18 protein-coding genes are annotated in these 21763 nt (G+C 69.0%); 3 read left to right on the top strand and 15 right to left on the bottom strand.

The window, feature by feature from the left end; translation table 11 throughout:
- Positions 1 to 62: 62 nt before the first annotated feature.
- The 4 genes from ACF08M_RS19935 to ACF08M_RS19920 all read right to left on the bottom strand — a co-directional run bounded on the left by ACF08M_RS19935 (position 63) and on the right by ACF08M_RS19920 (position 4664).
- The gene (locus tag ACF08M_RS19935; protein WP_392186578.1) at positions 63 to 737 is read right to left on the bottom strand and encodes a response regulator; all 675 of its coding nucleotides are present in this window, start codon (positions 735 to 737) and stop codon (positions 63 to 65) included.
- Complete coding sequence (locus ACF08M_RS19930) at positions 734 to 1897, bottom strand: sensor histidine kinase (RefSeq protein WP_392186577.1); 1164 nt, start codon at positions 1895 to 1897, stop codon at positions 734 to 736. The genes ACF08M_RS19935 and ACF08M_RS19930 overlap by 4 nt, the downstream gene beginning before the upstream one ends.
- Positions 1894 to 2412, bottom strand: a complete 519-nt coding sequence (locus tag ACF08M_RS19925; protein ID WP_392186576.1) for a DUF1453 domain-containing protein — start codon at positions 2410 to 2412, stop codon at positions 1894 to 1896. The genes ACF08M_RS19930 and ACF08M_RS19925 overlap by 4 nt, the downstream gene beginning before the upstream one ends.
- A 131-nt stretch (positions 2413 to 2543) precedes the next feature.
- The gene (locus tag ACF08M_RS19920; protein ID WP_392186575.1) at positions 2544 to 4664 is read right to left on the bottom strand and encodes a type IIA DNA topoisomerase subunit B; all 2121 of its coding nucleotides are present in this window, start codon (positions 4662 to 4664) and stop codon (positions 2544 to 2546) included.
- A gap of 435 nt (positions 4665 to 5099) precedes the next feature.
- Between ACF08M_RS19920 and ACF08M_RS19915 the strand changes: the two genes are divergently transcribed.
- Entirely contained in the window at positions 5100 to 5333 is a 234-nt protein-coding gene (locus ACF08M_RS19915) for a hypothetical protein (RefSeq protein WP_024489001.1), read from the top strand.
- Positions 5334 to 5442: 109 nt separating this feature from the next.
- On the opposite strand, the gene ACF08M_RS19910 is transcribed toward ACF08M_RS19915, so the two are convergent.
- The 6 genes from ACF08M_RS19910 to ACF08M_RS19885 all read right to left on the bottom strand — a co-directional run bounded on the left by ACF08M_RS19910 (position 5443) and on the right by ACF08M_RS19885 (position 13770).
- Complete coding sequence (locus ACF08M_RS19910; RefSeq protein WP_392186574.1) at positions 5443 to 6273, bottom strand: S1 family peptidase; 831 nt, start codon at positions 6271 to 6273, stop codon at positions 5443 to 5445.
- 132 nt (positions 6274 to 6405) lie between these two features.
- Complete coding sequence (locus tag ACF08M_RS19905) at positions 6406 to 7953, bottom strand: RNA polymerase sigma factor (protein ID WP_392186573.1); 1548 nt, start codon at positions 7951 to 7953, stop codon at positions 6406 to 6408.
- Between the two features lie 324 nt (positions 7954 to 8277).
- Positions 8278 to 9165 (bottom strand): FadR/GntR family transcriptional regulator, encoded by an 888-nt coding sequence (locus ACF08M_RS19900; protein WP_392186572.1) that lies wholly within the window; start codon positions 9163 to 9165, stop codon positions 8278 to 8280.
- A gap of 160 nt (positions 9166 to 9325) precedes the next feature.
- The gene (locus tag ACF08M_RS19895; protein ID WP_392186698.1) at positions 9326 to 11080 is read right to left on the bottom strand and encodes an ATP-binding cassette domain-containing protein; all 1755 of its coding nucleotides are present in this window, start codon (positions 11078 to 11080) and stop codon (positions 9326 to 9328) included.
- Positions 11081 to 11192: 112 nt separating this feature from the next.
- Positions 11193 to 11957, bottom strand: a complete 765-nt coding sequence (locus tag ACF08M_RS19890) for an NUDIX domain-containing protein (RefSeq protein ID WP_392186571.1) — start codon at positions 11955 to 11957, stop codon at positions 11193 to 11195.
- Between the two features lie 514 nt (positions 11958 to 12471).
- Positions 12472 to 13770 carry a DUF4192 domain-containing protein gene (locus ACF08M_RS19885; protein WP_392186570.1) on the bottom strand — a complete coding sequence of 433 codons (1299 nt, stop codon included), beginning with the start codon at positions 13768 to 13770 and terminating at the stop codon, positions 12472 to 12474.
- Positions 13771 to 13880: 110 nt separating this feature from the next.
- On the opposite strand from ACF08M_RS19885, the gene ACF08M_RS19880 reads away from it, so the two are divergent.
- Together ACF08M_RS19880 and ACF08M_RS19875 are read left to right on the top strand one after the other, a co-directional pair.
- Complete coding sequence (locus ACF08M_RS19880; RefSeq protein ID WP_392186569.1) at positions 13881 to 16052, top strand: RecQ family ATP-dependent DNA helicase; 2172 nt, start codon at positions 13881 to 13883, stop codon at positions 16050 to 16052.
- A gap of 217 nt (positions 16053 to 16269) precedes the next feature.
- Positions 16270 to 16908, top strand: coding sequence for a hypothetical protein (locus ACF08M_RS19875; protein WP_392186568.1), 639 nt, complete (start codon positions 16270 to 16272; stop codon positions 16906 to 16908).
- Positions 16909 to 16980: 72 nt separating this feature from the next.
- Here the strand turns inward: ACF08M_RS19875 and ACF08M_RS19870 are convergent, their stop codons facing one another.
- The 5 genes from ACF08M_RS19870 to ACF08M_RS19850 form a co-directional block, all read right to left on the bottom strand.
- Positions 16981 to 17601, bottom strand: coding sequence for a hypothetical protein (locus ACF08M_RS19870; protein ID WP_392186567.1), 621 nt, complete (start codon positions 17599 to 17601; stop codon positions 16981 to 16983).
- A gap of 60 nt (positions 17602 to 17661) precedes the next feature.
- Complete coding sequence (locus ACF08M_RS19865) at positions 17662 to 18372, bottom strand: ribonuclease HII (protein ID WP_392186566.1); 711 nt, start codon at positions 18370 to 18372, stop codon at positions 17662 to 17664.
- Positions 18373 to 19429: 1057 nt separating this feature from the next.
- Positions 19430 to 20332: an ADP-ribosylglycohydrolase family protein gene (locus tag ACF08M_RS19860; protein ID WP_392186565.1), complete on the bottom strand. Its 903-nt coding sequence runs from the start codon at positions 20330 to 20332 to the stop codon at positions 19430 to 19432.
- Positions 20333 to 20344: 12 nt separating this feature from the next.
- The gene (locus ACF08M_RS19855; RefSeq protein ID WP_392186564.1) at positions 20345 to 21004 is read right to left on the bottom strand and encodes a histidine phosphatase family protein; all 660 of its coding nucleotides are present in this window, start codon (positions 21002 to 21004) and stop codon (positions 20345 to 20347) included.
- Positions 21005 to 21512: 508 nt separating this feature from the next.
- Positions 21513 to 21763 (bottom strand): ATP-binding cassette domain-containing protein (locus ACF08M_RS19850; protein WP_392186563.1); only part of this gene is annotated, 251 nt, incomplete at its 5' end.

Below are 21763 nucleotides of genomic sequence, written 5' to 3'. Positions count from 1 at the left end.
CGTACCCAAGAATGGGCAGATCGGGAAGATCTCGGGCACTTCATTCGCCGGTCTTCACCTCTTCAGGTGAAGGTCGGCCCGGGCGGCTGCGCAAGGCCCCGAACGTACGCATACCGAACGGCCTGTGCCCGGTCGCGTACGCCGGCCTTGGCGAAGAGGTTGTTGATGTGGCTTTTCACGGTGGCCTGCGAGATGTGCAGTCGGCGGGCGATCTCCAGGTTGGACAGCCCCTCCGCGATCAGGACCAGCACTTCCAGCTCACGTGGTGTCAGACCGTCGGGCAACTGCGGCTCCGGGGCCGGACCCAACGGGGGTTGTGTGGTGACGCGCTCCAGCAGGCGGCGTTGTACGGAAGGCGAGAGTCCGGCCTCGCCCGACAGCACGGCCTGAATGGCCCGCACGATCTCGTCGCCCCCGGCGTCCTTGGTGAGATAGCCCCTGGCCCCCGCCTGCAGCGCGGGGAAGAGCGAGTCGTCGTCCGCGAAGGTCGTGAGCACCACCACCTGGGTCCCCGGATAATCCTTGCGGATCCGCCGTGTCGCCTCCGCCCCGTCGCAACGGGGCATCCGCAGATCCATCAGGACCACGTCGGGGGCCAGTTCGGCCACGAGCGCGATGGCCTCCTCGCCGTCCTTCGCCGATCCGACCACCTCGATTCCGGGCAGCAGCCCCAACAGCATCACGATTCCTTCGCGGACCACCGACTGATCGTCGGCGACCACGACCCGCGCGTTCACGCGGGCACCCGCAGACTCACCACGAAACCCTCCTCGCCGGGACCTGCCTCCAGCGTCCCGCCCATCAGCTCGGCCCGCTCCCTCATCCCCAGCAGACCGTATCCGGAGCCGCTGACAGCGAGTTCGTTCTCGGGTCTGCGTCCACCCGAGTCCTTGACCTCCAGAGCGACTTCATCCGGCAGGTACTCCAGCCGGACAAGGACCCGGGCCCCGGGCGCGTGCTTGCGCACATTGGTCAGGGCTTCCTGCGCCACTCTGCGGACCGTCTGCGACGCCTCCGCGGTCAGCGTCCGCTGCTCCCCCTCCACACTGACCTCGGCGGGCTCGGCAGCCACCAGCTGCCGCAGGAAATCCTCCACCGGCGAAACCTCTCCACGCAGCGCCGAGAGCGCCTGGCGGGTCTCCGCAAGGCCCTCGCGTGCCATGGAACGTGCCGCCACCACCCGCTCCAGTACCCGGTCCCTGAACTCCCCCGGAGGTTCCCGCTCGATCAGGAGCCGCGCCGCCTCCAGATGCACCAGCTGCGCCGAGAGGCTGTGGGCGAGTACATCGTGGATTTCGCGGGCGATCCTGGCCCGCTCGTCCAGGGCAGCCGTCTCGGCCTCCGCCGCACGGGCCGCCCGCTCCTGCGCGAGGAGTCTCCGGGCATTGCCCCGGGCCTCCGCGTCCAGTCGCAGAACGTAGCCCGCCAGACAGAGGCCCCCTGTGGTCATGGCTGTATTCAGCCAGCCGTCGGTGTTGACGGCTGCGTAAGCACCGAGCGCGACGGCCGTGGCGGGGAGGCCCGCCACAAACGGCATCCGCTCCAGGGCAGCGACAGCACAGCCGCACCAAAGGATCACCGCCGGAACTCCGGCACCGGCCTGCTGTGCCCCGAGTGCCGCCACCATCAGCAGCACGAGAAGTGCCAGTGACGGCCACAGCCGGTGTTCCAGGCTGGTCCGGAAGAACGCCCGCGCGGCAATCGCACAGGCCACAACACCCGCCAGACCGAGCACCACCTCCCAGGGCCCGAACCGTCCCCCGGTGAAGGTGCCCCAGAGCATGGCCGTGAGCAGACCCACCCGGACGAACCAGGCGATCAACGCCCGCGGGCGGGTGCGATTCCCCGGGGAGAGGGCTTCCCGGGACGGCCAGCTCGTCCAGATCTCGCGAGTCACACACGGTCCTTCCACGCCGACTGCGACGACATCCCGTCGGCAGAGCCACCGTACGCCGGACGCATCTGCCCGGCCCGCCACATGAGCACACCACTGCGCACCGCCAATGTCACCGCGAGGGCGGACATCAGTGCGGCACTGCCCTGGTGTATCCCCATCAGCGAGGCGGCCCCGTAGAGAGCCGCACGCAGTGCCAGGCCCCCTGTCCAGACGAAGACGGTGGCCTTCGTCCCCTTGCTCCACATCGAACCGTCCGCCTCACGCCACAGCCGTGAGGTCCAGCCCCAGCCGGCGCCGGTCACCAGCCCCACAGCCAGCTCCGCGCCCAGGACGGCCACGGACAGCGCTTCGTGATGCGGGTCCACCAGGCCGCCGTCGCGGAGCGACACGACGAGAAGAATGCCCGGCAGGATCCACCAGCGCCTGTCGTCGGAGATTCGCCGCGCCGAGCACTGGCGGACCACCACAACAGCGACGACAGCGACGATCACCAGGACATCGACGAGCCCGGACATGGGTGCCTCCGAGATGCGGGAAGGTTCGTTGACGCCTTCGACGCTACGGAAACGACCTGGTCAGGGGATCGGCTCAGGGGTTGATCGTGGGTGGAGACGCCACCTCCACCCGTGGGTGGAGGTGGCGTCGCTCAGGCGTCGATGCGCGAGCGGTCCAGCGTGGCGGCCGCGCTGGCGATGAACTCCTTGCGCGGTGCCACCTCGTTGCCCATCAGCAGATCGAAGACGCGCTCGGACGATTCCAGATCCCCGATGTTGATCCGGCGCAGGGTGCGGTGCCGGGGGTCCATCGTGGTCTCCGCCAGCTGGTCGGCGTCCATCTCGCCCAGACCCTTGTAGCGCTGGATCGAGTCCTTGTACCGGACGTTCTTGCGCTGCAGCGCCAGCAGCCGCTGGCGCAGCTCGTTGTCGGAGTAGGTGTAGACGTACTTGTCCTGGCCCTTCTTGGGCTGGACGAGCTCGATCCGGTGCAACGGGGGTACGGCCGCGAAGACCCGGCCCGCCTCGACCATGGGTCGCATGTAGCGCTGGAACAGGGTCAGCAGCAGACAGCGGATGTGCGCACCGTCGACATCTGCGTCCACCAGCAGGACGATCTTCCCGTAGCGGGCGGCGTCGATGTCGAAGGTCCGCCCCGAGCCGGCTCCTATGACCTGGATGATCGCACCGCACTCGGCGTTCTTCAGCATGTCCGAGACGGACGACTTCTGGACGTTGAGGATCTTGCCCCGGATCGGCAGCAGTGCCTGGAACTCACTGTTCCGGGCGAGCTTGGCCGTACCGAGCGCGGAGTCCCCCTCGACGATGAAGAGCTCGCTGCGCTCCACGTCGTCGCTCCGGCAGTCGGCGAGCTTCGCAGGCAGCGAAGAGGTCTCCAACGCCGTCTTGCGACGCTGTGCGTCCTTGTGCTGGCGGGCCGCGATGCGGGTGCGCGCGGCTGCCACAGCCTTGTCCAGGACCGCCCTGGCCTGGGCCTTTTGATCCCGCTTCGTCGAGGTCAGAAACGCCTTGAGCTCCTTGGACACGACGTTGGCGACGATCCGGTTGGCCGCCGAGGTGCCGAGCACCTCCTTGGTCTGCCCCTCGAACTGCGGCTCCGCCAGCCGTACGGTGACGACCGCGGTGAGACCCTCCAGCGCGTCGTCCTTGACGATGTCGTCCTCGGCGACACGGAGCAGCTTGGCGGAACGCAGCACCTCGTTCACCGTCTTGGTCACGGAGCGTTCAAATCCGGTCACATGGGTGCCGCCCTTGGGGGTGGCGATGATGTTGACGAAGGACTTGAGGTTGGTGTCGTACCCGGTGCCCCAGCGCAGGGCGATGTCGACGCCGAGCTCACGGGTGACCTCTGTCGCCGTCATGTGACCACGTTCGTCCAGAACCGGCACGGTTTCCTTGAATGTGCCCTGACCGGTCAGACGCAGGACGTCACAGACCGCCTTGTCCTGGGCGAGGTACTCGCAGAACTCGCTGATTCCGCCATCGAAGCAGAAGGTCTCCTCGACCTTGCCCCCGCCGTCGAGACCGCGTTCGTCGCGGACGACGATCGTGAGGCCGGGGACGAGGAAGGCTGTCTGCCGCGCCCGCTGGTGGAGCGTCTCCAGGTTGAGCTTGGCGTCCTTGAGGAAGATCTGCCGGTCCGCCCAGTACCGCACCCTGGTTCCGGTACGCGCCTTCGGTACCCGCTTGCCCTTGAGCAGGCCGTTGGCCGGGTCGAAGGGGCTGTCCGGCCCCTGTTCGGTGAAGATTCCCGGGACTCCGCGGCGGAAGCTGATCGAATGGGTCGCGCTGCTGCGGTCGACCTCGACATCGAGCCGTGCGGAGAGCGCGTTCACCACGGAGGCACCCACGCCGTGCAGACCGCCGGACGCGGCGTACGAGCCGCCGCCGAACTTTCCGCCGGCATGCAGCTTGGTCATCACGACCTCGACCCCGGACAGGCCCGTCTTGGGCTCGACGTCGACCGGGATGCCGCGCCCGTTGTCCCGGACCTCCACGGAATTGTCGTCGTGGAGGACGACCTCGATGTGATCGCAGTAGCCGCCGAGGGCCTCGTCGACGGAGTTGTCGATGATCTCCCAGAGGCAGTGCATGAGACCGCGGCTGTCGGTGGACCCGATGTACATCCCGGGACGCTTGCGAACCGCTTCGAGCCCCTCGAGTACGAGCAGGTGCCGCGCGGTGTAGTTGGAACCGTCTCGGTCTGCTCCGGTCAGCAGCGCAGTGGACGGCACGGACGTATCGGCGGTCACGCGGTTCGCTCCTCGCTGAATTTCATTTGAGGCCCAAGTGGGTAAGGGCTCGGCTTCGGTCACCGCTGAGAGGGTACCGAGGCCTGGTAGAGCGGCTGTAACGCCACCCTCCGAGAACCCTCACACTAGTCCAGCCTCGCATACACGTTCGATCCCTCGTGGGAGTGACGTACACATCACGTTCCCTTCCAGGCATGAACCATTTAGGCTCCGGGCACGTCCTCATGAACAAACCGGCAAGCCAGCCGGGAGGATCCACACAAGACAAGCAACGCGAAACCGTAGCGCTACGCAATACGGCACATTCGCCGCCAACCGGCAACAGACAGCCATCTCGAGAAGAAGTTTCGAAGAAAAGCCACGAGCGGGAACGTTTTGGGCCTGGTTGGATGTTGACCCTGGTACGACAGCTCGTCGAGCTAGAGAAGAGGCGACGTGACTACTGTTCTGACCCCCGCGAGCCCGCTGACCGCAGCAGACCGCTGTGACCGTTGCGGCGCCCAGGCATATCTGCGCGTCGTCCTGATCAGCGGCGGTGAACTGCTCTTCTGTGCCCACCACGGTCGCAAGTTCGAGCCGGAACTCAAGAAGATCGCCGCGGAAATACAGGATGAGACGGACCGGCTGACGGCCGTGCAGGCCCAAGCTGCCGAAGAGGAACAACACTGACACCTCGCATCCACGACGAGCCAGGGCCAGGTTCCGGACCGGCCGACGGGCGGCTTCCCAGGAGGAAGCCGCCCGTTCTCGTACCTGCACGCCTACGCGGTGACGCCGTTCAGCTACCGCCGCGCATCCAGCCAATGGCAGCGGAAATCCGCGTGTACACGCCAGGGCTTCCCGGCCCCCCGCAGCCGTTCCCCCAGGACACCAGCCCGATGAGCCGCCCACGGGCCACCAGCGGCCCTCCGCTGTCGCCCTGGCATGCGTCGTGCCCACCCTGGAGTTCGCCCGCACAGACCATCGCCGAGGCGTCGTACGTGCCATCCCTGCCGCCCGGGTACGCCTGCTCGCACAAACGGTCCGGCAGGACGCTCACCTGGGCGGAACGGAGTGACGACGCGTAGTCGCCGGCACCGGTCGTATCACCCCACCCGTAGACGACCGCACCCGTACCCGGCTCGTACGCCGCGTCACCGGATTCGGCCATCGGGATCACACTCTTCGCAGGCAGCGCATCGGCCAGGGTGAGCACCGCCACGTCTCCCGCGTTCGTGAGAGGGTCGAAGCCCGGATTGCTCCATGTCGCACGCACCGGCACTTCCCTCCCCCCGGTCCCGAGCAGGGCATCCCGGCCCGAGATGACCCGCAGATCGCGCACCTGGCCGACATCGGTCCCGAGCGCCTCCCGGCTCAGACAGTGCGCCGCGGTCAGCACCTTCTTGGGCGCGACCAGGACGCCGCCGCAGAACTGGCCGGCGCGCGTCTCTCCGAACCGGTCCCGGCTGGACAGGGCAACCACCCAGGGGCTGTCCTTGACATGCGCGGGCTGCCCACCGATGACAATGCTGTCCGCAACAGCCGGTGCGGAGGATCCGAGCGGTGTCGCGGCCACGGCGGCCGCCAGGGCGAGCACCCCGGACATGGCGCGGAAGACGGTACGGGACATGCGCACTCCTGACTCTGTGGTGAACCATTCCCACCCAGAGTCATCCGGCCTGCCGGGGACCGCATTCTCAGATAGGCCGAGGGCCCGGCTCCCCTGCGGGATCCGGGCCCTCGGCCTGTGTACTCGTACGACCTAGTCGAGGTAGTCGCGCAGCACCTGCGAACGTGACGGGTGGCGCAGCTTCGACATGGTCTTCGACTCGATCTGCCGGATGCGCTCGCGCGTCACGCCGTAGACCTTGCCGATCTCGTCCAGCGTCTTCGGCTGACCGTCGGTGAGACCGAAGCGCATGGAGACCACACCGGCCTCACGCTCGGAGAGCGTGTCGAGCACCGAGTGCAGCTGCTCCTGGAGGAGCGTGAAACTGACCGCGTCGGCCGGGACGACTGCTTCGGAGTCCTCGATCAGGTCACCGAACTCACTGTCCCCGTCCTCACCCAGCGGGGTATGGAGGGAGATCGGCTCGCGACCGTACTTCTGGACCTCGATGACCTTCTCAGGGGTCATGTCGAGTTCCTTGGCCAGTTCCTCCGGCGTGGGCTCGCGGCCCAGGTCCTGAAGCATCTGACGCTGCACACGGGCGAGCTTGTTGATGACCTCGACCATGTGCACCGGGATGCGGATGGTGCGGGCCTGGTCGGCCATGGCGCGGGTGATCGCCTGACGGATCCACCAGGTGGCGTACGTGGAGAACTTGTAGCCCTTGGTGTAGTCGAACTTCTCGACGGCGCGGATCAGACCGAGGTTGCCCTCCTGGATCAGGTCCAGGAAGAGCATGCCGCGACCCGTGTAGCGCTTGGCCAGCGAAACCACGAGACGGAGGTTGGCCTCCAGCAGGTGGTTCTTGGCGCGGCGGCCGTCCTCGGCGATGATCTCCAGTTCGCGCTTCAGCTTCGGCGCGAGCTTGTCGGAGTTCGCCAGCTTGTCCTCGGCGAACAGACCGGCCTCGATGCGCTTGGCGAGCTCGACCTCCTGTTCGGCGTTGAGGAGGGGAACCTTGCCGATCTGCTTCAGATAGTCCTTGACCGGGTCGGCGGTGGCGCCGGCGACGGCGACCTGCTGCGCAGGTGCGTCGTCCTCGTCGTCGTCGGAGAGGACGAAGCCCTTGTTCTCGCCCTCGCCCTCCTCTTCCTCGCCCTTGCCGACCTTTACTTCCTCGGCCGCCTCATCGCCGTCGAGGAGCTCGTCGTCCTGCTTTCCGGACTTCTTCGCTGTTGCCTTCTTGGCCGTCGTCTTCTTCACGGCGGTCTTCTTGGCAGCCGTCTTCTTGGCTGCTGCCTTCTTCGCAGGGCCGGCCGCGGCAGCGTCGTCGGCCACCACGTCCACGGTCTCTGCCGACGCGGCGGCAGTGGCCGCGACCGTCCTGGTCACGGTCGTCTTGGCCGCGACAGTCTTGGTGGCGGTGCGCTTGACCGGGCTCTTTGCTGCGACGCTCTTGCGGGCACGTTTGGACGGCTCCGCGGCACTGACCATCAGCGTCACACCCTCTTCCTCGAGGATCTGGTTGAGGCTGCGCAGAACATTCTTCCACTGGGTTGGCGGAATCTGGTCAGCCTCGAAGGCCCGACGCACGTCATCGCCGGCGATCTGCCCATCAGCCTTTCCCCGCTCGATGAGCGCCATCACAGACTCGGACTCGGCGATCTCCGGCGGGAGCGTACGGGATGTGCTGGCCGACACGAACAACCTCTCGGAACGATGGAAACGGCTTCCGGTCCGGCCCTGGAGAGGGCTGGAACCGACGACCGCCGGGCTGGGAATGTACCGACGGCGCGGGTTTGGCCTCAGAACTGCACAGCGCACTGAATGGCTGCTGTATTCCTTCCGCGGCGGTCACCTCTTAAGTCATCGCACTGTTTCGAGGAGTGTTACGCCCAATCCGCGTGGCCCGAGTCACACCTCATTTGCGACGAACGTGACCATGGGTGACATCTCCCCACAATTGTGCCGCCGGACCATGGGGGCCCGGCGACACGTGGTTCGTACACCCCGGCCGTGCTGCGCTCAGTGCTCGCGGGGGGCGGGCACCACCCGCTCCACCTCGGGGTGGACGACAAGCAGTTGGCGCATGGCCGCCTCGGCGCCTGCCGAGTCGCCGGACGCGAGGGCGTCGACGATGCGGGTGTGGTGACCGAGGGACGCCTCGGTGGGGCGGTCGCAGCCCGTGACGGGGCCACCCGAGACCTGCAGTGCCGCGGAGACGATGCCGGAGAGGTGCTCGAGCATGCGATTGCCCGCCGCCTGGATCAGCAGGGAGTGGAACTCCGCGTCGGCCCGGGAGCAGGTGATCCCGTCACCCTGGCCGAGCGCATGCCCCATGATCTCGACCATGTCGCCGAGGCGCTGCTGAATGTCCTCGCGGCCATGGCCCGCGGCGAGACGGGCAGCGAGCGGCTCGATCGTCCACCGGAGCTCGCCCAGCTCTCGGCGCTGGTCCTCGCGCTGAGGCCCGAAAGCGCGCCATTCGATGATGTCGGGGTCCAGCAGATTCCAGTCGCTGACGGGGCGAACCCGGGTGCCCACGTTGGGCCGGGCGCTGACCAGGCCCTTGGCCTCAAGGACACGCAGCGATTCGCGCACGACGGTGCGGGAGACCTCGAAACGCTGACCGATCTCTTCCGGCACGAGGGGGCGGTCGGCCCCCAGGTCGCCGGAAACGATCATCTGGCCCAGCTGCTGAACGAGTTGGCCGTGGAGGCCGCGGCCCCGACTGGCCGAGCCCCGTCGGCCCGCCCGGCCGAGGTCGGCATCGGGACCTTCCCAGGAGCGAAGAGCGGCACGCTCGCCGGCCGGCGCCTCCGCATACGGGTAGCGGTCGAGTTCACCCGGGCCGGCGAGGCCGGAATCGGCGGAGCGGGCGGCGGTCATCATGGTGTGCGCAAGGGTACTCACGCATCCTTTGTCGGCGCGGCCCACCCGACCCTTGAGGTCTTTGGTGAAAAGCACACGAAAGGGTGATCGGCACCCACCCCCCAATTGACGCCTTATTGGTGGAAATCGGTCATCTGCAAGGAAGTTGTGGGCCGTGGAGCGGTCCGACAGCTCCCCGCGATCACCAACGAACCCTACTGCGAAGGATGATGAACAGATGCGCGCAGATCAGGGCCGACAGCGACATTGACAGCGCGGTGCCCACGGGATGTGCCACCACACGCAGGGCAGCGACCACCCATCGATCCGCCACGTACGGCCAGCGCGGCCACATCAGCTCGCGAAGCCCGCCCGGAAGTCCGGCCACCGGATGGGAGCCCGGCCCCGTCAGCACATGCTGGACGAGCGGCACAATGAGTGCGGGAACGGCAAGCACCGCGGCGACACCCGCCGTCGCCGCCCTGAAGACCCCGGCGGCCAGGAGGCCCGCCCAGGCGCAGCCGACAACCAGTCCCGCCCAACTCACAGCCAGGAATGCCGAATTGGACGGCACTTTGATCAAATCAGCGCCATACGCCAGGCGAACAGCTTCGGCGGAGGCCAGCACGACCACCACGGCGAGCACCAGCGCGACACCTGCTGACACGACCAGCTTGGCGAGAAGCAGGCCCAGGCGTCGAGGAACGGCACCCCGGCCTGCCGCGAGCGCGGGGTAACGGAATTCGTCGCCGAAGGAGAGGGCACCGATCAGCCCGGCCCCTACCGCCGCAGGTGGCAGCGGCAGCAGGGACGGCCAGCCCGCCAGCGCGTTCGGCAGCTGAGCATGGCCGGAGCGGGCGAGGAGGACGGAGAGCCCGACCGAGGCGGCAAGAACGGCGGCCATGACCAAGGCCGTCGTTCGGACACCGAAGAGGCGGCGCAGTTCGTATCGCAGCGGGTGGATCGGGCCGCGGGCCGGCCGGCGGCGAATCGGCGGGAGGATTTCCGGGACGGATGCCTGTGCGGCCGGTCGCGGCTCGGCTTCCCCTTCGCCGGGGTCTGCGGAAACCGCAGCCCGAGCGGGCCCGGCGTCGGCCACTTCGTCGGCGAGTTGGTGCACCGGGAGCCCGTGCCGGAATGCTGCGTCGCCGATTTCCGCGCAGGTGGAGCCGTAGACGGAGAGACGGCTGCTCGCTTCGGTCACCACCTCGACCGAGCGCCTGGCCGCCCGGGCCTCGCGGGCGACGACGGCGGCAAGGCGGGCCGCATGCGGGGTCCGGACCGCGACGCGGGGGCGGAGCCGGGTCCGGGAGAAGTCGTCGGCGCTCTGGTCCGCGACGAGGCGTCCGCCGTCGATGGTGACCACATGGTCGGCAGCCCACGCCGCCTTCCCGGGGTCGGCCGTGGTGTAGAGAACAGTCCCGCCCTGGGCGGCGTGAGCCCGGAGCAGGCCGTGCAACCAGCCCTCCTCGCGTGAGGAGAGGCCTTCTGCGGGATCGTCGAGGAGGAGCGTGTGCGGATCGCCGAGCAGCGCCGAAGCGACGGCGAGCAGGCGTTCCATGCCGACCGAGAGTGTGCCCACGGGCTGATCCCGGAGCGCGGCGAGGCCGACAGCCTCGAGCAGTTCGTCGGCCCGGCACGCCGGTACGCCTGCGGCGGCGCAGAGCATGCGGAGTTGACCGCGGGCGGTGCGGGCGGGGTGGCCCCGTACGTCCCCGAGAAGCACACCCACCTCCCGCGCCGGGTACGGGATACGGTGCAGCGGCCTGCCCCGGAAGTAGGTGACTCCCCGCCCCGGGTCGAGTTCGAGCATCAGACGGAGGGCGGCGGTCTTGCCGGAGCCGGGGGCCCCGAGAAGGGCAGTGACGCGGCCGGGCCGAGCTTCGAAGGTGAGGTCGTGCACGTCGGCCGGAAGGCCGCGGCGGGGGGCGCTGGTAAGTCCGATGGCCTGGAGCATCGCTTCTCTCACGGAAGGTAAGACCGCTCGGCGGCAGAGTGGGTACCGCAGCAAGATAACGCGACATATCCGACATTTGGTGCAGCATCGACCTTGCGGGCGTTCCGTGAGGTCAGACCTCCGGCCTCAGCATCGGCGGGTTGAGCACCGTGGCCGCACCGGCCCGGAACAGCTGGGCGGGGCGACCGCCCTGCCGAGTGGTCGTTCCACCGGCGGGCACCAGGAAGCCTGGCGTACCCGTCACCTTGCGATGGAAATTCCGCGGGTCGAGAACCACTCCCCACACCGCCTCGTACACCCGCCGAAGCTCACCGACCGTGAACGCGGGCGGGCAGAAAGCGGTGGCCAGCGAGGAATACTCGATCTTGGAACGCGCCCGTTCGACGCCGTCGGCAAGGATCTGCGCATGATCGAAGGCCAGCGGGGTCTGGTTTTCGCCCTCATGGCCGAGCCCGCTCCCCGGCCCGAGCAGGTCCTCGACCGGTGCCCAACGCGCACTGTTCGCATCTCCGCCCGCCCGCGGCGCCGGCAGATCGGGGGCCAGAGCGAGGTGAGCCACGCTGACAACCCTCATCCGGGGGTCGCGCGCGGGGTCGCCGTAAGTGGCCAGCTGTTCGAGATGGGCACCGTTGCCGACCGCCGGGGCTGCAGGATCCTGGGCGCACAGCCCGGTCTCCTCGACGAGTTCGCGCGCTGCTGCGGCCCCGAGGTCCTCATCGGCTTTGACGAACCCGCCCGGCAGCGCCCATCGCCCCTGGAATGGTGGCTCACCGCGGCGCACCACCAGCGCACAGAGCGCGTGACGGCGCACCGTGAGCACTACCAGGTCGACGGTGACAGCGAAGGGCGGGAAGGTCGACGGGTCGTAGGGCGGCATGCGGTGATCATAGTCGTCTGCCTGACGATAAACACTCCTTTCGTCGCGCTCCTGGGCATGACTACGTTCGCCGTACGCTTCGGCACGGCCCCTGCGGCATGGCCGCTTCGGCCTGGTCACTCCGACATGCACTTCTCTGCGCTCTTCGTCCGTTATGGCACCGGAGTCCTCGCTCGCTCCGGCTGTCGCTCCCGTGTCCGTCCCGGACGGCAGGACACCGGGCCGAGCTCGACCGCGACGCCGATGGCAGCGGCTCGCCGTCCTCCGCGGGCTGCTCATCGCCCGGGAGCCTCCGGGGCGCCGACCACCGACGCTCCGGAGATCAACGACCCCGTACACCCCCGTGCTTCCAAGTACCGCCCACCGCCCCGTCTGCCGCGTCGGCGGGGGCGGCAGCGTGCCGGAAGGCTGCGCACACCGGAGAACTCAGGCCTCCACTCCCCGCGCGTTGCCGATCGGGGCACTCACTGCCGGACCGTGGCAAGAGATGCCGCGGAACAGCGAGGGGCCCGGGTCAGCGACCGCTCCTGGACCCGCGACGGCCGGGGGAGACTTGCCCGGGCCGGCGTCGGGCAGCAGCCGTTTCGGGGCGGGTGGAGCCGGAAGGGGCCCTCCTTCGCCGAGTGGCAGTCGGGCGTACGGTGCGGGGCCGCGTGTTCTGGTCCGTACGGTGGAGGCGCCGGCCCGTCCGGGCACTGCGCTCGCCTCGAAGACAACGACGCAGTGTCTCCGGATCGAGACCTTGATTGCACGCCTCATGGAGAAGCTGAGCAAAGGTGTACCCGGGGTCCACCCGCAGGGCGAGACCCAGCGCGACCCGTGCACCCGGTTCATCCCCCGTCGACCAGGAGACCCACCCGGCCAGGGTCAGCGGCGCGGCGGCGTGTTCCTCGTACGGCGCGACACAGCGACGGGCCAGCGCCCGCCAGAGCCGCAACGCGGAATCGGCTTCGGCCCCTTCCATCCATTCCGCGGCCCTGTCACGGGTTTCCCGGTCCTGCAGTCCGAGAATCAACGCAGCCGCCTCGTCATGGCTGATCAGCCGGTCGTCATTGATGTCCGACGCGGAGGGCCCCGCCACCGACGCCTCCCTGAGGCGTTTCATGAGCCTTCGGGCGAGCACCAAGGTCTCCCGGGCCACGTCCTTGCGTCCCGCCTCGTCGAGGATTTTCGGCACCAGTTCGGCCCCTGCCGAGTCAAGTGCCCGTAGCTGGTCCGCCGCCGCCCCGGTGTTCAGCGGTTCGAGCCTGGCCTCCATCTCCCGCAGTGTTCCACGCACTTGAATTCCCGCGTACGCGGCAGCAGCCGCCATCACCGAGGTGCCGGGCAGAGCCATCTGGTTCCCTTCGGACGGACAGCAGCGCTTGTCCGGGCAGCAGTACGACCAGTACCGGCCGTCAGAGATGCAGAGCGCTTCGAGTACGGGTACATCGAGGGCGCCACAGGCCGTACGCAGACGCTGGGCAAGGGGACGCAGCCGCTCCATGACCTGGCCGCCGTTCTCCCCCTCGGCCGGATCCTGGCAGAGGAAGATGACGATCGCGTCGGGGCGCTCCCCGCGTCGCTCGCTGCCCTTGATCAGACACTCGGCAAGCTGCTCGGCGACGGAGGCCCACTCTTGGGGCGCCTGTGGGATGCCGAGCCTGAGCCGCCCGCCGAAGCGTCCCCGGCCGCCGTGCAGGGCGACCATGACCACGCTGTCGTTCGGATGGAACCCCATGAGATACGGAAGGGCGTCGGCGAGCTCGGCAGGCCCCCGCAGGGTGATCTGCTGCTCGTCGACCGGACCGGTGGATTCGTGGTGCTGGTTCATGGCACGACCGTCCCGCGAGCGGCCCTGTTCCGCGACCCCTGTGGATAACTTTGTCCACAGGGTTGCGGTGCCGTTCGCCGTTTGTCGTACCCATCAGGTTGCATGGGGGCATGACCAACGCAGACCGCGCAGAGCTCAGGGCTTCGGCCGATTCCGTACTGGCCCGACTCGTCGGGGACACCTCAGGTGCTGCGCGGCTGCGGGAGGACCAGTGGCGGGCCATCGAGGCGCTCGTCGCCGACAAGCGCAGAGCCCTGGTCGTCCAGCGAACCGGCTGGGGCAAGTCCGCCGTGTACTTCGTCGCGACATCGCTGCTCCGCGCGCGGGGCAGCGGACCGACCGTGATCGTCTCGCCGCTGCTGGCATTGATGCGCAACCAGGTCGCGGCGGCCGCCCGGGCCGGAATCAGCGCCCGCACGATCAATTCGTCCAACACCGAGGAGTGGGACACCGTCCAGGCCGAGGTCGCGGCCGGGGAGGTGGATGTGCTGCTGGTCAGCCCCGAGCGGCTCAACAATCCGGATTTCCGGGACCAGGTCCTGCCCCGGCTTGCCGCCGCGACCGGGCTCCTCGTGGTCGACGAGGCGCACTGCATTTCCGACTGGGGTCATGACTTCCGTCCCGACTACCGGCGTCTGCGGACCATGCTGGCCGATCTGCCCGCCGGCGTACCCGTGCTGGCGACCACCGCCACCGCGAACGCACGGGTGACCACGGATGTGGCGGATCAGCTGGGCACCGGTGCAGGTACGGATGCGCTCGTCCTGCGTGGCCCGCTGGACAGGGAGAGCCTCAGCCTCGGCGTCCTTCAACTGCCCAATGCCGCACACCGGCTGGCCTGGCTGGGCGATCACCTCAAGGACCTCCCCGGCTCGGGAATCATCTACACGCTGACGGTTGCGGCAGCCGAGGAGGTCACCACGTATCTGCGTCAGTGCGGGCACACGGTGGCGTCCTACACCGGCCGCACGGAAAATGCCGACCGCCAACAAGCGGAGGAAGACCTCCTTGCCAATCGCGTCAAGGCCCTGGTGGCAACGTCCGCTCTGGGCATGGGATTCGACAAGCCCGACCTGGGGTTCGTCGTTCATCTCGGCTCGCCCTCCTCCCCCATCGCCTACTACCAGCAGGTGGGGCGTGCGGGCCGCGGTGTCGAGCACGCGGAGGTGCTGCTGCTTCCGGGCAAGGAGGACGAGGCGATCTGGCAGTACTTCGCCTCGGTCGCCTTCCCTCCCGAGGAGCAGGTACGCCGGACGATCGATGCTCTCGCCCAGGCGGGCCGTCCGCTTTCGCTGCCTGCCCTGGAGCCGTTGGTCGACCTGAGACGCACGCGGCTGGAAACCATGCTCAAGGTGCTGGACGTCGACGGCGCGGTCAAGCGGGTGAAGGGCGGCTGGATCGCCACGGGTGAGCGCTGGGCATACGACTCCGAGCGCTATGCCTGGGTGGCCCGTCAGCGGGCCTCCGAGCAGCAGGCGATGCGCGACTACGCGACGGCGACCGGCTGCCGGATGGAGTTCCTGCGCCGCCAGTTGGACGACGAGGCGGCAACCGCGTGCGGACGCTGTGACAACTGCGCGGGAGCCCGCTTCGACGACCACGTGTCCGCTGCAGCCCTGGACGGTGCCCGGGGCGAACTCGCCAGGCCCGGCGTGGAGGTGGAGCCCCGCAAGATGTGGCCGACCGGTCTCGCTGCTGTGGGTGTCGACCTCAAGGGCCGTATTCCCGCAGGAGAGTTGTCGTTCACCGGCCGTGCACTGGGTCGGCTCTCCGACATCGGCTGGGGCAACCGGCTGCGTCCGATGCTGGCGGCGCAGACACCGGATGCACCCGTGCCGGACGATGTGACGAAGGCGGTCGTGAGTGTGCTGGCCGACTGGGCCAAGGCGCCCGGTGGCTGGGCGTCCGGGGCCGAGGACGCCGCGCCCCGGCCCGTCGGAGTAGTCACCATCGCCTCCCGTGGCAAGCCGCAGCTCGTCCGGTCGCTCGGCAGCCGCATCGCCGAGATCGGCCGGATGCCCCTGCTGGGCAGCGTCGCCTACGCACCGCAGGCCGACGGCGTACGCATCTCGCAGACCAACAGCGCACAGCGGGTCCGGGCCCTGCACGAAGCGCTCGTCGTGGAGCCCGAGCTGGCCGACGCCTTGGCAACGGCGGGCGGTCCCGTGCTGCTGGTGGACGATCTCTCGGACACGGGCTGGACACTGGCCGTGGCGGCGCGGCTGCTGCGCCGGGCAGGGGCACAAGGGGTGTTTCCGCTGGTCCTCGCCGTTCAGGCGTGACAGGAGGCGTCGTCCGGGCTCCGCGTGGGCAGGGATATCAGAGTCATTCCGGCTGATACCCATCAGCTGCGCCAATTGCTCGTTGCCGCCCGCGGATACGCCAGGAAGAATTGAACTCGCTCCCCGCACGGTCCTTTCGCGGCCCGGAAGAACTGTGCCGCGGTGCGCCCTCACTCGACCCTGCCCGCACCGTGGGCGCGTATGCGAAGGGAGGACCGTGACCTTCGGATTCGCTCCGTCCACAGCCACCTCGATGCCGACGTCCTCGGCATCCGCCGACTCCGCCAACCGCCTTGCCAGGATGCTCGAACCGGCCGAGTGGGCAGAAGCGGGCATACCACTGCTGCGCAACCCCCGCGGGGTGGTCAGTGGCTTGCACGCCCGGCACCGGCCGGCACCGGCAACCGCTGTCGTCGCCGTACTCGACCACGAGGAACGCCTCGCGGCCAGCGCCTCGTTCGCCCGTCGCCCGACGGCCGCGGACGGCTGGGAGTTCCGCAATGCGCTGCTGGCGCATCTGCGCCGGGTCATTCCGCACGACCTCCGGCGCCGCACGCCTGTGCGTACGGCGGTCCTGCTCTACTGCCGTGAGGGCGACGAGCGTTGGACGGAGGAGGACGGGGCGTGGATGTGGGGCCTGCGGGACGCATGCACACTGCACGGCCTGCGGTGCGGTGCGTACATCACGCTGACCCGGGGCGGCTGGCAAGTGCTGGGCGAGGACCGGGGTGGACGTCGGCCCAGTTCCACATCGCAGCCGTCCGCTCTCGCCGAAAGGCCACCGGCCCCCGACCCTGTCCCACTGCGCACCGGCGGCGGTGCGGCTCAGGCACTGCAGCACACCGCGGCGCGCTGACCCGTGGTCGCGAACCCGGCCGCCCTGCGGGGCAGCCGGGTCACCACGATCCTTTACCTGTACGGCTGCGGATCAGACACCGGCGCCGAGCACTGCGTTGATACGCTCCGGATCCCCGCACACGATCAGCAGGGAACCGGCTCGGCCACGTGCGCCGGACAGCGCGTCGGCGATGGCGTCACCGCCGTCGCCGTTGACAGCGACGATCACCACGGGACGGGGCTTGAGCCGGTCCGTGGCAGCTGCACCGGCGAAGAAGACGTCGTCGCCCGCTTCGTACTGCGCCCAGTAGGCGGCCTCGCCGAAGGTGAGTTCGTGCGCGGCCCACGGGTGCTGTTCGCCGGTGGTGAGCACCAGGATGTCGCCCGGTGCGCGTCCGGAGTCGAGCAGCAGATCCAGTGCTTCGTCGGCGGCGTCGAGTGCGCCGGTGGCCGAGGCGGGGATCAGCTGGATCTGCGGTGCGGAACGATTCTCCGACCGGGCCGTCTGCGGCTGGCCGGAGGTGGTGTGCGGGCGCTGCGCCGGGGGCGCGGGCCTCGCAGGACCGGGTCCCGGGCGACCCGGGCGCGGCATGGCCGCTGAACGCGGACCGGGTACAGGACGGGGGGTCGGCGCGGTACGGCCTGTGGCCGGAGTAGCGCGGGGACCCTGGGCGCTCTCGTGAATCTGAGGCTCCTCGGGGATGAGAGGCATGAGTGGTTGTCTATCAAACGCCGATGCGCAAGGCGTCAGCGGGTGGGTACATGTGCGCGATCAGAAGTCGAAGCCGAGTTGGCCCCCGCTTTCCAGTGCAGCCGCCTCGGCGGAGATGCGGATCTTCTTGAGGTGCTGCCACCTGGGCAACGCATCGAGGTAGGACCACGAGAGGCGGTGATGGGGCGTGGGCCCCCACTCCTCCAGCGCGGCCCTGTGCACGGGCGACGGGTAGCCGGCGTTGGCGTCGAAGGCGAAGGCGGCGTACTCACCGGTATCCGCGCCCAGTTCGGCCATCATCGTGTCCCGTCGAACCTTCGCGATCACCGAGGCGGCCGCGACCGCGATGCAGGACTGGTCGCCCTTGATCACAGTGCGGACCTGCCAGGGCTCCCCCAGGTAATTGTGCTTGCCGTCCAGTATCACCGCGTCGGGTCGCACCGGCAGGGCTTCGAGGGCGCGCACGGCGGCGAGGCGCAGTGCGGCCGTCATGCCCAGATCGTCGATCTCCTGCGCAGAGGCATCTCCGAGAGCGAATGCGGTGACCCAGTGCTCCAGCAACGGGGCCAGCTCCGCTCGGCGCTTGGGACTGATCAGCTTGGAATCGGTGAGTCCGGCGGGAGGTCGGCGAAGGCCGGTGACGGCCGCGCACACAGTGACCGGTCCCGCCCACGCTCCGCGTCCGACTTCGTCGACACCGGCGACGGTCTTGGCACCAGTGGTCGCGCGCAGTGAGCGCTCGACAGTGTGCGTGGGTGGTTCGTACGGCATGGCGCCTGTCAGCGTACGCCGATGGGTACGCCGACAACACCCCGGGGCGCCCGACGGCCGCCTCGGCCGTACACCGAACCGCAGAACGGGTTGCAGCACAGTCGCGGCTCGCGGTGTTCAGTTTGCTGCGGTACATGTGTACGGCGCGCCCTTGTGCACGAAAGCGGTACTCACGAGCGGAAGCTCCGACGCCGGGAAACCGCCGCTAAGGATCAGCGCCGGGAGGTGCTCAGCGATGTCCGCATCACATTCGTGAAGCACGCGGGGCGACGCGGAACAGCAGCGGTGAAGGGTCTGCCTCCGGTGGTACGGGTGTCGTCGCGCCGGCTCAAAGCTTCCGTGCACCCAGGTGGCACCGACTACCGCACGGTGGCACCGCCCGTTCCTGCCCGGCCCCGTCCGGCCCGGCCGACATCAGTACGGGTCGTAGGGACCGTACTGATCGTCCTGGCCACCGTCGCGGTCGCCGCCTCCGCCGCTCGTACGCGCAGCGTCGCAGCTCTGTGCCGGGTCGTTCGAGCTTCGCCGGCTCAGAATGTCCCTGGCCCGCACCTGGCCCCAGCTGGTGGCGTACCAGGGGGTGTCCGAGGACCGCAGCGACCGTTCGATGTCCTTGAGGGGTTGGGCGGGTGGTGTTGTCCGCCCTGTTGCGCGGAGGACGGAGCCTTCGACGGGTCGGCGGTTGCGGCGGGCCCCGACGCCTTCGACAGCACCGTCTGCCCGGACACTCCGGCCCGTCCCGACGGCTCGGCCCTCTCGGTCCCTGCGGCCCGCTCGGGGACATCTTCCGGCCGGGGTGTTGCTGACGTGTGATCGGACTTGGGACCCCTCCCCCACCGAGGTCCGCACGCACCGCCGCCGGCAGCACGGGGCACGAGGGCAGCCCGGCGTCTCATTTCGGTGCGCGCCAGTCAGGATGATCACCGAGGGCGGCGTGGCCGAAAGAGTAGCTTCCCCTTGCGCCGGTCGGCCGGGCGAGGAAAGGCTGCGGCAGTACCGTGACAGTCGCGCGATCCGGCCGACGCGTCGCCTCGTCGTCAGCGGCGGCGTCTTCGCCCTAACGCGGGAGCCAGTCCGGCAGTTCCTCCGTCTGCGCCGACCAGTCCGCCGGCGGCGCGCCTGACCTGCCCGCCGCTACGATCCCACCGACGATCGCGCAGGTCGTGTCGACATCGCCGCCTGCCTGAGCCGTGACCCAGAAGGCCCGCTCGAAATCGCCCAGGCTTCGCGCCGCCGACCAGAGGGCGAACGGAACGGTGTCATGTGCACTGGTGCGCCGGCCGTTGCCGAGGACCGCGGCAACCGTCCCGGCATCGCCGTAGTCGAGCATGTCTCGTGCCCGTCGCAGCCCCGCGCCGACGGCGCTGCGCGGTACGAGCGCGATCACACCGTCGAGAAGCTCTGCCGGGGTGGGCGGCCCGGCGGGCGACGCCGCCAGTGAGGCAGCGGCCGCCACGGCCATCGCGCCCACGACCGCCTCGCGGTGCTGATGCGTGGGATATGAGGAGATCTCGGCCTGGTGCGTGGCCTGCTCCGGGTCGTCCGCGTACCAGGCGCCGAGCGGCGCGATGCGCATCGCCGAGCCGTTGCCCCAGGAGCCCTGCCCGTTGAAGAGCGCGGATGCCAGCTCCCGCCAGTCGCCACCTTCCCGCACGAGCCTGAGCAGCCGGTTCACGGCAGGGCCGTATCCGCGGTCGAAGTCATGGTGGTCGGCGAAGGAACGAGCGAGCGCGTCCTGATCGATGCGCTCATGCCTCACCAGCACGGCCAGCACCGAGGAGGCCATCTCGGTGTCGTCCGTCCACTGCCAGGGGCCGGGCGGGAGTCCGCGGCGCTTCAGCAACGGATAGTTGGCCGGCACAAAGAACTGGGAACCCAGTGCGTCCCCCACGGCCAGTCCACGGAGGCTGGCCCGGGCGCGTTCGAAGCGTTGGTCGGAAGCAGAGTCAGCGGTTGTCATCGCCCTTCCACTCTATCCGGTGATGCCGTACGACTCAGGGGTGCGCCAGCGTTCGAACGGCCGGTCAAGGGTGTAGCGCCCGTCCTCTCCGAGCATCAGTGTCCTGGTCTCCCCATTGCCCGGATTGGACAGCGATTCGAACTCGGCCACCGACCAGTGGAACCAGCGCATGCAGAACAAACGCATGGTCAGTCCGTGCGTGACCAGCAGAACATTCGGTGGGTGGTCGGGGGATTCGAAGCTCCGGTACAGACTTTCCAGGAAGGCCCCGACTCTGTCGTACACATCGGCCCCGGACTCTCCCTGTGCGAAGCGGTAGAAGAAGTGTCCGTAAGCGTCCCGGTACGCCTTCTGCAGCCTCACGTCGTCCCGGTCCTGCCAGTTCCCCCAGTCCTGCTCCCGCAGCCGCGGCTCCTCCCTCACTCGCACGCGCTCAAGGTCCAGCCCGAAGGACCGGAACGTCTCGTGCGTGCGACGGTAGGGCGAGACGTAGACACTGACCCGCTCACCGTCGAACAGCTCGCGCAACCGCACGCCCGTCTCCCTGGCCTGCCGCAGCCCTGTCGCGGTGAGTCTCAGCGCGTGGTCGGGCTCACGCTCGTACACCGTGTCGTCGGCGTTGCCCTCGGACTCCCCGTGCCGGACGAGGACAATGCGTTGCGGTCGTGCCATGTACCGACCCTAAGGGCTGTCCCGTAGATCGAATGCGACTCATTCGAGCAGTTGCCCGGACTCCATCCGCCGGATGTCGCCCGTGAAGCGGCGGCGCAGCGACCGGTCGTGGGAGACCACCACCAGCGCGCCCTGCCAGCCGCTTCAGGCGCTTGCGGACATTGCGGATCCGTCCGGACACCGAGGCCTGGACCCGGCCTGCGGCCCGGCCGTACGCCATCTTGTTGTTGTCCTTGATCGCGCGGCCGACCGCGACGTCGTGAGCGGTGGTCGCTGCGTACTCCTCCAGGTGAGCCGTCTCCTCGCACCATTGCGCATAGGAGTGCTCCCAGCGTCGCCGTGCGGCGGCCTGCTCGGTCCGGAATCCTTCGTACCCGCCGCCGTAGCGCCCGACCGTCCGGCGGCCGGAGTCGACCTCCAGCACCGCTGTGGTCACGCGCTCCAGGAAGATCCGGTCATGGGAGACGGCGATCACCGTGCCGGGACGGGACAGCAGGGCGCCCTCCAGTCAGTCGAGAGCAGCTCCGTCCAGCTGATTGGTGGGCTCGTCGAGCAGTACCACCTCGGGGGACGCCGCGATCAGACAGGCGATGCCGAGCCGCGCCTGCTCACCGCCGGAGAGACTGCCGAGCTGCCTGGCCGGCCCTATGCGCGCCAGACCGAGGCCGCCTGACAGTGAGGATGTACGTGAGCGTTCCCCGGCGAGGTCTGACCCACCGCCTGACTGACTCAGGGTCCTCAACGGGATCTGTCGGCCCT

The sequence above is a fragment of the Streptomyces sp. NPDC015032 genome (genome assembly GCF_043080425.1).
Taxonomy (GTDB): domain Bacteria; phylum Actinomycetota; class Actinomycetes; order Streptomycetales; family Streptomycetaceae; genus Streptomyces.
Note: the sequence above shows the minus strand (reverse complement) of the source record. Positions and strands in the feature narration are given on the sequence as shown.